Origin of the sequence: Maribacter sp. (assembly GCF_039968975.1) — a bacterium.
In the GTDB taxonomy this organism is placed as follows: Bacteria; Bacteroidota; Bacteroidia; order Flavobacteriales; family Flavobacteriaceae; genus Maribacter.
In genome coordinates, this window is sequence record NZ_JBDVOT010000017.1 from 23,826 (window position 1) to 33,413 (window position 9,588).

A 9,588-nucleotide genomic window follows, 5' to 3' on the forward strand; every position below is an offset into this window, starting at 1 on the left:
TATGGAAAGTTCTACAGCAACTTCTAAAGTAAATGCGAATAGGCTCTTTTATGCCAGCTGTTTCGCTTTAATTACTACGGCATTTTCTTTTGCCATTGCGGCAGGTATATTAGATCAATTAAAAACTGAATTAGAATTAAGCGCTAGTCAAGCTGGTTTAATTACATCTATGTGGTTTGCTGGTTTCCCAATTGCCATGGTCATTGGTGGTTTGATCTATCATAAAGTAGGAGGTAAAGTGATTATGCAGTTTGCATTTTTTGCACACGCTATTGGTATTTTACTTTTAATCTTTTCAGGAAGTTATATGGGTCTTTTGGTTGCCAACCTTCTTATAGGTCTTGGTAATGGCTGTACCGAAGCTGCTTGTAACCCAATGATCGCAGATGCTTACAAAGGCAATAGAATGAGTACGATGCTAAATAGGTTTCACATGTGGTTTCCTGGTGGTATTGCTGTAGGTAGCTTGCTATCTGGTTTTATGACAGATTTCGGTATCATTGGTCAAAGCCAAGTATGGTTATTATTAATACCAGCTGTAATCTATGCCTATTTATTTTATGGACAAACTTGGCCTAAAGCTAAAATTGAAGAAGCGGCAACTATTAGCGGCAACTTAAAAGGAATGTTTACTCCCCTATTCTTGTTTATCGGAATATGTATGGCACTGACCGCAATTTCTGAATTCGGACCAAACCAATGGGTAAGTCTTATTCTTTCTAAAAGTGGAGCTGAGCCAACAATAATTTTAGCGTTAACAGCAGGTTTAATGGCCGTTGCAAGATTTTTCGGAGGTAGCATGGTAGCAAAATTCAACCAAACAGGAGTTCTTTTGGGCTCTGCGGTTTTAGCAACTTTAGGTATCTATTTATTTAGCACACAAACAGGAGCTATGGCTTATGTAGCGGCTGTAGTTTTCGCACTTGGTGTTGCTTACTTCTGGCCAAACATGATTGGTCTAGCTGCAACAAAAACTCCAAAAACAGGTGCATTAGGTATGTCTATCATCGGAGCAATAGGTATGTTCTCATCTTCTATCTTTCAACCCATCATTGGTAGTTGGATCGATGCTGACAGAGCTGCTGCAGAAGCACAAGGATTTACTGGTGATGAATTAGAATTAATTTCAGGTCAAGAAACTTTAGGCACTATGGTTCTATTCCCTGCTATATTAATAGTTCTATTTACCATTTTATATTTCTGGCTAAAGAACAAAGAGGCTAATGGAGAAATTGCCACTGCGTAACTTCTTTTAATTATATAAAAAATGCCCGAGCAATGAATTTGCTCGGGCATTTTTTATTTTACAATTTTGTTGTTATTCTATCAGTATTTCTAACAATTGAATAGCTGCATCACTAATCTTGGTTCCCGGACCAAATACAGCTGTTGCACCTGCTTCCTTTAGAAAACTATAATCCTGCTTAGGTATCACTCCCCCAACAATAACCATAATATCTTCGCGACCATAGCTTTTAAGTTCTTTAACTACTTCTGGCACTAAAGTTTTATGTCCGCCAGCGAGAGAAGAGATTCCTAAGATATGAACATCGTTCTCTACTGCTTGTTTAGCGGTTTCCTTTGGGGTTTGAAAAAGCGGACCTATATCTACATCAAACCCTAAATCGGCATAACCTGTAGCAACAACCTTAGCTCCACGATCATGACCGTCTTGACCCATTTTAGCCACCATAATACGTGGTCTACGACCATCCTGCTCCGCAAACTTATCTGCTAGTTCTTGTGCTTTCTTAAAACTACTATCTTCCTTAATTTCCTTTGAATACACGCCTATAAATGAATTAATAATTGCCTTATGCCTGCCAAATGCCTCTTCTAAGGCACTACTTATCTCACCTAAAGTTGCTCTCTCTCTTGCCGCAGCTACTGCTAAAGCTAGTAAATTTTCTTCCGAATCGCTATCCTGCAATTTATTCTTGGCCGTAATGGTTAGCTCCTGCAACTTTTGGACGACCACAGCTGTATTTCTATTTGCCTTTACTTCTTCTAAGCGTTCTAATTGCTGCCTGCGTACTTCTTTATTATCGACCTCTAAAATTTGAAGTTCGTCTTCTTCCGTTAATTGATACTTGTTGACACCGACAATCACATCTTGCTGACTGTCTATTCTTGCTTGTTTTCTTGCCGCTGCTTCCTCTATTCTAGTTTTCGGTATTCCGGTTTCAATTGCCTTGGTCATACCGCCAAGATTCTCTACCTCTTGCATCAACTCCCAAGCCTTATGTACCAAATCATGCGTTAGTTTTTCTACATAATAACTACCTGCCCAAGGATCTACAGTTTTAGTCATATTGGTTTCTTGCTGCAGATATATTTGGGTTTCCCTAGCAATTCTAGCAGAGAAATCTGTAGGCAAGGCAATGGCTTCATCCAAAGCATTGGTATGCAAACTCTGTGTGCCTCCAAAAACGGCAGCAGAAGCTTCTATAGTCGTTCTTGCTACATTGTTAAATGGATCTTGCTCAGTAAGGCTCCATCCGCTAGTTTGGCAGTGCGTTCTAAGCATCAACGATTTTTCGTTCTTCGGATTGAATTCTTTTACCACTTTTGCCCAAAGCATTCTTGCTGCACGCATTTTGGCAATCTCCATAAAGTGGTTCATCCCTATCCCCCAGAAAAAGGAAAGTCGTGGTGCAAAATCATCGATCTTTAATCCGGCTTTTATTCCTGTCTTAATATATTCCAATCCGTCGGATAATGTATATGCCAATTCTAAATGTGCAGGCGCACCAGCTTCGTGCATATGATACCCAGATATACTTATACTATTGAACTTGGGCATATGTTTACTAGTATACTCAAATATATCTGCTACCAATTGCATTGAAGGTTTTGGCGGATAGATGTACGTATTACGCACCATAAACTCTTTTAGAATATCATTTTGTATGGTTCCGGCTAACTTGTCTAAGGACACCCCTTGTTCTTCTGCAGCAACAATGTAGAACGCCATAATAGGTAGTACTGCACCATTCATGGTCATAGAAACAGACATTTCGTTCAGCGGTATACCATCAAAGAGTACTTTCATATCTTCAACTGTATCTATGGCCACACCCGCTTTACCAACATCACCGACTACACGCTCATGATCACTATCATAACCTCTATGTGTAGGTAGATCAAAAGCTACCGACAATCCTTTTTGTCCTGCTTTTAAATTCTTTCTGTAGAACTCATTACTTTCTTTTGCAGTTGAAAATCCGGCATACTGTCTTATAGTCCACGGACGTAGTACGTACATTGTAGAATAGGGTCCGCGTAAAAATGGTGGTATACCTGCCGCAAAATTTAAATGTTCAATATCCTCAATATCTTCTTTTGTGTAGCTCTTTTTCAACGGAATAGTTTCCGCAGTAATAAACGGAGCGTCATCAGATTTATCTTTGAAGTTTTTTTGACTATTACCAGTTGTAGCCTCAGTAGCCAATTGAATATGTTGCAAGTCCTTTCTACTCATGTGACAAACGGTTTTGCTCTAGCTCTTCTGCCAGTCGTTTTTCTATAATGGGCGTAATCAACGTTTTTCTAGGATTCTTCTTTACAAACGGATACAACTCTAATTCCTGAGCCATTTTATCGTTTTCATTCTGATATGCATTTGTACCTACCAGAACAGTCTTCTTTTTATTGAATCTCTCTTGCTGTTTACGTGCCCCATCAGCAATTCTATTCTGTATAGTATGGTTCTTTAATTGCTTTAAGAATCCGCCATCTTTCTCGATAGCCTTAAATAAAATCAAAGCTTTCTCTGCTAATTGGCTCGTAATAGTTTCTACATAATAACTGCCCTCTGCCGGGTTTTCTACTTTATCAAAATAACTTTCTTCTTTCAGCAATATAAGCTGATTCAAAGCTATACGATCAGCGAAATCATTATCTTTTTTATAAACAGCGTTGTAATTAAGATTAAAAACCGTGTTAGAACCACCTAACACCGCAGACATACATTCTGTTGTAGTGCGCAACATATTTACATTATAATCATATATAGTCTTGTTGCGTTTTGATGGCTCAGTATTGATATGACAAGGAATAGAAATTTCATATGCATTTGCCAAAACATCCCAAAGGTTACGTAATGCTTTTAGCTTGGCTATTTCAAAGAAATAATTACCCCCAACGGCTACTTTAAAATCTATACTTTTTAATTTAGAAAGAGTATTGCCCTCTTGTAATATATTCAAATACTCATTTGCATGAGACATTGCATAAGCCAATTGTTGCACCATATCAGCTCCCGCATTTTCATAAAGCGAGACATCTATACTAAGCAAATTTTCAATTTCACTAGAAACTAAATCATTCACCAATCCTATATCTGAAGACATTGATGTATACCAATTACCTGATCTTGCCAAGTTACCAATGGGATCAGCTTGAAAATGTATTTTTTTTGATTGAGGTATTTTGGAAAGCGTTTTAGATATGAATTCTTTGGACAAAAATTGCATGTTTAAATACACTTCTACGATACTTAAATCAATATTGTTCAAAACAACCGCAATATCTATTGATTCTTCAGGAATAAGAAACCGAAGAGCTTCTGCACCTTTCTGTATGCTTTTGAGCGCTTTTTCATTTGCCATTATAGCATTACCGGCATAAATGGACTGACCAATTTTCCAAGAAAAAATTTGTGTTGATTTTACCTTTACATGCTCCAAATCATCTGCATGATAAAAAGGTTTTACTTTTATTCCTTCAGGAGAATCCCAAACAACTTCCTCATTATAATCTTTTCCTTTTAGATCATATTGAATTTTCTGTTTCCATTCTTTTTCAGATATGGTCTTAAAATTGTCAAACAAAGTATCTCCCTTCATACAAGACAGAGTTTAATTAAAAAACGAGTTTTTTGATTTAATTATTAAAACCGAATTTAACGTAATCTCTCAAAGATACAATAAGAAAATAACCTTGGGACTAGCCCAAAAAACATTGATTTAAAGTTTTATTAAATTTCGATTATGGAATAAAATCTGCGCTTGAATGAAGACCATTCTATCTATTCAATTGCGTTTAGATTTCGCACTTTTTCTGTTTCAATTCTAGATAGTTCTTTTAGTTCGTTTTTTTCGAACATTGCAGGTAAATCTTTTAAAGGAGTGCCCACCGGAGCTGCCCAATTTATATAGTCTTGAAAACGAATACCATCAATAGTTCTAGGGTTATAAGCACTTCTAAAACGCACACCACCATCATTAACACTGTAACTATACGCTAGATAATCAACAAAGTGAGATTGTTTATTGATCCAGTACATAAAAATATCATCATGATCTGTACCTCCACCTTCTTTACCGAAAGTAACACGTACAACATCATAATCTTCATCTTTAATAACCGTTTTGCCAACAAGCTCTTTATGAACTGCGGTATCGTTTAACTTATGCGGTAGTGTAGCAAAATAAATAACCGAGTTCAAAGCATTACTGTGTACTGCAATATCCTTTTTAGATAGACCAACAACCTTATCATTGACAGTTCTTATGAATGACCCATTGCTTAAATCATCATTAATTCTATTACCAATACTATCCTTAAAATTTACTTGATAAGAAAATCCATTGGCATTATTGAACTTGTACGTTTTATTCCTAAATACAAACTCATAATTTGCAGTATCATAAGCAGTACCACCATGAGCCTGAATGGTATTTTGAATAATAGCCTCTGCGCTTTCTTGTTGGCTTTCTACAACTGGATTTTCCTTTGTATTTATTTCATCTTTTTTATTAGGATTCTTACAAGCTAAAACGGCTAAACATGCTAAACCTATTACTATTTTGAAATTCTTGATCATTTGTTCAGAATATTAATTTGAGTTGGAGTTATCAATAATTAATGCAAATATTTTTAAAACCAAATAGTCGATTGTAAAAATGTTTACTAACATATCAAAGTTAAAATTTATATGACCCAACTTTACAGTATTGCTTCACAATAAGTGTTAACAACTGTACCAAAATATAGCAAGAACAAAAAAATACCTATAAATATATTATATCAATAAAAAACCGAACAACTATCATCATTTTGATAGCTATTCGGTTTCTAAATGTCACTGCCTTAACACGTAGGCAAGACAAATTTTATGTTACAATCTATTGATTTACAATAAAAGCATGAATTACACCCGGCAACCAAGCAAGTAATGTCAATAGAATACTTATTAAAAGTGTGGTACCAATACCGTGTTTCATAAAAACAGCTAATGGTGGTAATAAAATATTTAAAATAATTGTTAGTAAGGACATGTTTTATTTTTTAGGTTCAATCAAAATTACTGGTATTTAGCATTTTAGCTTAACCCTATTCATTTGAAAGATGCCCTTAAAAATTTTTACATCCTAAAAAAAGATTAGTCTTTTCTATCTTTCAACAACTCTTCTAAAATACTCTTTAACCTACCTAAACCAATTGGTTTTACAATGTAATCTGAAATAGCGCTAATTTTCTTTGCTCTTTCGATATCAACTGGATCTAAGGAAGATGACACCATATAAATGGTGATTTTTTTACCTACTCTAGGCTTAATTTTAATGTACTCTTCCATGAATTGAAATCCGTCCATAATGGGCATATCAATATCAAGAAAAATGACATCAGGAAATACGGAATCTTGATTAAGATTATCCAGCATAAAATCAATTGCCTCTTCTCCATCAGAAAAAGCCATTATCTCCATTGGTAAGTTGGTAGATTGTAGTGTTTTTACCATTGTGAATCGATAGATGGAATCATCATCAACAATACACGTTTTCAAAATATTACTCATAGCAAGCTTACTTAAAAATTAATTATAAACGTTGTACCAACATTCACCTCACTAACAGCAGTGATAGTGCCGCCCATAGCTTCAATTTGCGTTTTTGTCAGAAACAAACCGACACCCTTTGCATCTGGGTGTCTGTGAAAAATTTTATTGAGTCCAAAAAGCTTACGTCCATGCTTTTTTAGATCAATACCAAGACCATTATCCTGAAATTTTAGATTAATCTTTCCATTTATAATTTCGGAAGTAATATTTATTTCGGGGCTTCTATTTTCTGATCTATACTTAATTGCATTTCCGATCAAATTTAAAAAAATACTTTCTAGATATATCCGATTATAAGTGATATTTGAAATGTTAGTAAAATCGCTTGTTAATACAGCTCCACTTTTCAAAATTTCTCCACTTAATATTTGTGTTGTTTTTTCTAATAAATTATTTAAATCGCACTCTTCAAGATTCTCATTAGCATCTCCCACCTTTGTTTTTAAAGCTTCAATAAGAGTATTTAAGGTAGAAGTTAAGTGATCGATAACGCTACTAAATTTATCAAATATATCTGCGCGTTCTTCTTCATCATCAGAATAACTATAAATTTCCAATAAAGAATTAAGATTGGCTACGGGCGCTCTTAAATTATGTGAAGTTATATGAGTGAAATCTGCCAATTGTTGATTTTGAGAAGAAAGTTTTTGCGTATAGACTTCTAATTCTTCCTTTGTAGCTATTAATTTCTCTTCCGCTTTTTTAGCCTCAGTTATATCTTGGCAAGCTCCGATTATTTCTGTTATTTCGCCCTTAACATTGGTAAAGACTTCACCTATTATTTTAATTGTTTTAATTGTTCCATCCTTTAATACTATGCGATGAACAAGGCCTTTCTTATTTCTATTTGATATGAATTTTTCTACATGCTCAATAACTTGATCTTTATCCTCTGGATGTACAAAATCTAAATATGTGTCATATTGTAATTCAACACTACCCTCTTCTATACCAAAAATGCCATATAAATTTGATGACCAAACAACAGTATTCGTTACCAAGTTCCATTGCCAATTACCCATCAAAGTAATTTGTTCCGCATAATTTAAAAGATCGTTCTTTCTTCGCAATTCATCTTTGACTTCCTTAATTTTAGAAATATCTGTAGCAACTGCAATGAATCCTTCATTTATACCCTGATTATTATTAATAGCTGTTATTGTTGATAATACAGGAAATGTTGACCCATTTTTTCTTCTATACATCCATTGCCTGGTATCATTGACATTTTCATTCCTATAGTTAAAATTTTTATCTGCAACACTTTTCTTAAACTCGGCAATCATATCCTTTCTAAATTGCGCTAATTCATCTTCAAGTAAATAAATTTCGGGCTTATGCTTACCTATCATTTCTTCAGGTGAATACCCCAATAACTGTTCTGCTCCACTATTAAAACGATTTATTACTCCATCTTTATCTGTAGTTACTACGGCAATAGATTTAGAATTAAAAATAGCCTCAAGTTCCGTATGGGCTTTCTTCAATTTTGTTTCAGATTCTTTAATTGACGTTATATCCTGTGTTATTCCCAAAATCTTGGAAGGAATTTCGTTAACGACCTCAACCTTTCCAATAATCTTAACCCATCTATAATTACCTTTTCCTGTCTTTAGTTGTAAATCTAAATTAATGGGCTTACCTTTTTCTATAGCATTATTAAGCGATTTAGAAATTTGATTACGGCTTTCTAAATCTTCAAAGAACAAAAATCCAGAATCGATAGTTGGAATATAATCAGACGAAACTTCATGAATTTCATAGATCATACTACTCCAGTAAACTTCATCTTTTAAAAGGTCAATTTCCCATGTTCCAATTCTTGCAATTTCACTGGTATCACTTAATATGTTATTGTACTTTTCTTCTTTTAATTCTTTCTCTTTTTGCTCTGTAATATCACCGGTATGCATAAGCAAACCACCTATATCACCTTTTTGATTATACCATGGGCGTACATCCCAATAAATCCATTGTATAGTGCCGTCTGCTCTATAAAAAGGAGCTTCATCGCAAATATTAACTGCTCCTTTTAGACATTCTTGATGATCCTTTTTCCAATCATCACCAATCTCAGGAAAAACATCATAATGACAACGCCCTACAACATCTTGCCTATCTAATTTATAATCTTTTAACCAACATTTAGAGACCGCCAAATACACCATATTCTTGTCCAACATTGCAATGGCAGTTGGGGCCTGTTCTATAAAAATTTGATGATGTCTTTCTTGAAGTTCTGATTTATTCGGATATTGGGTCAAAGTCTTAATTTTAACAAGTATTTATGATAAAAATAGTAATAAAATACCGATAAATAGAAAAATAGATCTGTAAGTAAAAGATTACGATAACCGGTTTAAAACTTTATGTACAAACCTATTAATTACAAATAATCATATTACCAGTAATGCAGCGATTAATTCGTGTTTTTTATAATAAATCAACTTAATTATTAAAAATGTCACATTTTTCTATAAATAAGTTTTTCATATCTTGTTATGATTCAACCAACCAACATGACTAACCAAAGACCGAATAAAAGTTTACTCAAAATTCTTATTGAATTTGGCAGACCAACACCTATAAAAAAGACCTTAGTCTACTTTATTTTACTTTTTACTTTAAGTATAGGTTATGCCCAAGAAACAATTTTCGTTAATGGACAATACACCGCAGCTTCATTATTATCTGTAATTTCTGATATTGAACAACAAACAAATTACCAATTCTACTTTCTAGAA

At 34.2% G+C, this 9,588-nt stretch carries 8 protein-coding genes; 2 read left to right on the forward strand and 6 right to left on the reverse strand.

Annotation, left to right across the window (positions count from 1 at the left end; genetic code table 11):
• The first annotated feature begins 1 nt into the window (after nt 1).
• A complete protein-coding gene (locus ABJI11_RS00895; RefSeq protein ID WP_348348638.1) occupies nt 2–1,246 on the forward strand; it encodes an MFS transporter in 1,245 nt (414 codons plus the stop codon).
• A gap of 72 nt (nt 1,247–1,318) precedes the next feature.
• On the opposite strand, the gene scpA is transcribed toward ABJI11_RS00895, so the two are convergent.
• From scpA to ABJI11_RS00925, 6 genes are all read right to left on the reverse strand, one after another.
• Nucleotides 1,319–3,481 carry a methylmalonyl-CoA mutase gene (gene scpA / locus ABJI11_RS00900; RefSeq protein WP_348348639.1) on the reverse strand — a complete coding sequence of 721 codons (2,163 nt, stop codon included), beginning with the start codon at nt 3,479–3,481 and terminating at the stop codon, nt 1,319–1,321.
• Nucleotides 3,474–4,847: a methylmalonyl-CoA mutase subunit beta gene (locus ABJI11_RS00905; protein WP_348348640.1), complete on the reverse strand. Its 1,374-nt coding sequence runs from the start codon at nt 4,845–4,847 to the stop codon at nt 3,474–3,476. Before ABJI11_RS00905 ends, scpA begins: the two co-directional genes overlap by 8 nt.
• A gap of 182 nt (nt 4,848–5,029) precedes the next feature.
• The gene (locus tag ABJI11_RS00910) at nt 5,030–5,827 is read right to left on the reverse strand and encodes a DUF6503 family protein (protein ID WP_348348641.1); all 798 of its coding nucleotides are present in this window, start codon (nt 5,825–5,827) and stop codon (nt 5,030–5,032) included.
• Between the two features lie 301 nt (nt 5,828–6,128).
• Entirely contained in the window at nt 6,129–6,281 is a 153-nt protein-coding gene (locus ABJI11_RS00915) for a YqaE/Pmp3 family membrane protein (RefSeq protein WP_036151377.1), read from the reverse strand.
• 104 nt (nt 6,282–6,385) lie between these two features.
• A complete protein-coding gene (locus ABJI11_RS00920; RefSeq protein WP_348348642.1) occupies nt 6,386–6,802 on the reverse strand; it encodes a response regulator in 417 nt (138 codons plus the stop codon).
• An 11-nt stretch (nt 6,803–6,813) separates the two neighbouring features.
• Entirely contained in the window at nt 6,814–9,108 is a 2,295-nt protein-coding gene (locus ABJI11_RS00925; RefSeq protein WP_348348643.1) for a PAS domain S-box protein, read from the reverse strand.
• A gap of 255 nt (nt 9,109–9,363) precedes the next feature.
• On the opposite strand from ABJI11_RS00925, the gene ABJI11_RS00930 reads away from it, so the two are divergent.
• The coding region (locus tag ABJI11_RS00930) for a hypothetical protein (protein ID WP_348348644.1) at nt 9,364–9,588 on the forward strand (225 nt) is incomplete at its 3' end.

Excerpts from the sequence above, each read along its gene's own strand:
- ABJI11_RS00895 (WP_348348638.1), top strand. The coding sequence starts at position 2 with ATGGAAAGTTCTACAGCAACTTCTAAAGTAAATGCGAATAGGCTCTTT.
- scpA (WP_348348639.1), bottom strand. The coding sequence starts at position 3,481 with ATGAGTAGAAAGGACTTGCAACATATTCAATTGGCTACTGAGGCTACA.
- ABJI11_RS00905 (WP_348348640.1), bottom strand. The coding sequence starts at position 4,847 with ATGAAGGGAGATACTTTGTTTGACAATTTTAAGACCATATCTGAAAAA.
- ABJI11_RS00910 (WP_348348641.1), bottom strand. The coding sequence starts at position 5,827 with ATGATCAAGAATTTCAAAATAGTAATAGGTTTAGCATGTTTAGCCGTT.
- ABJI11_RS00915 (WP_036151377.1), bottom strand. The coding sequence starts at position 6,281 with ATGTCCTTACTAACAATTATTTTAAATATTTTATTACCACCATTAGCT.
- ABJI11_RS00920 (WP_348348642.1), bottom strand. The coding sequence starts at position 6,802 with ATGAGTAATATTTTGAAAACGTGTATTGTTGATGATGATTCCATCTAT.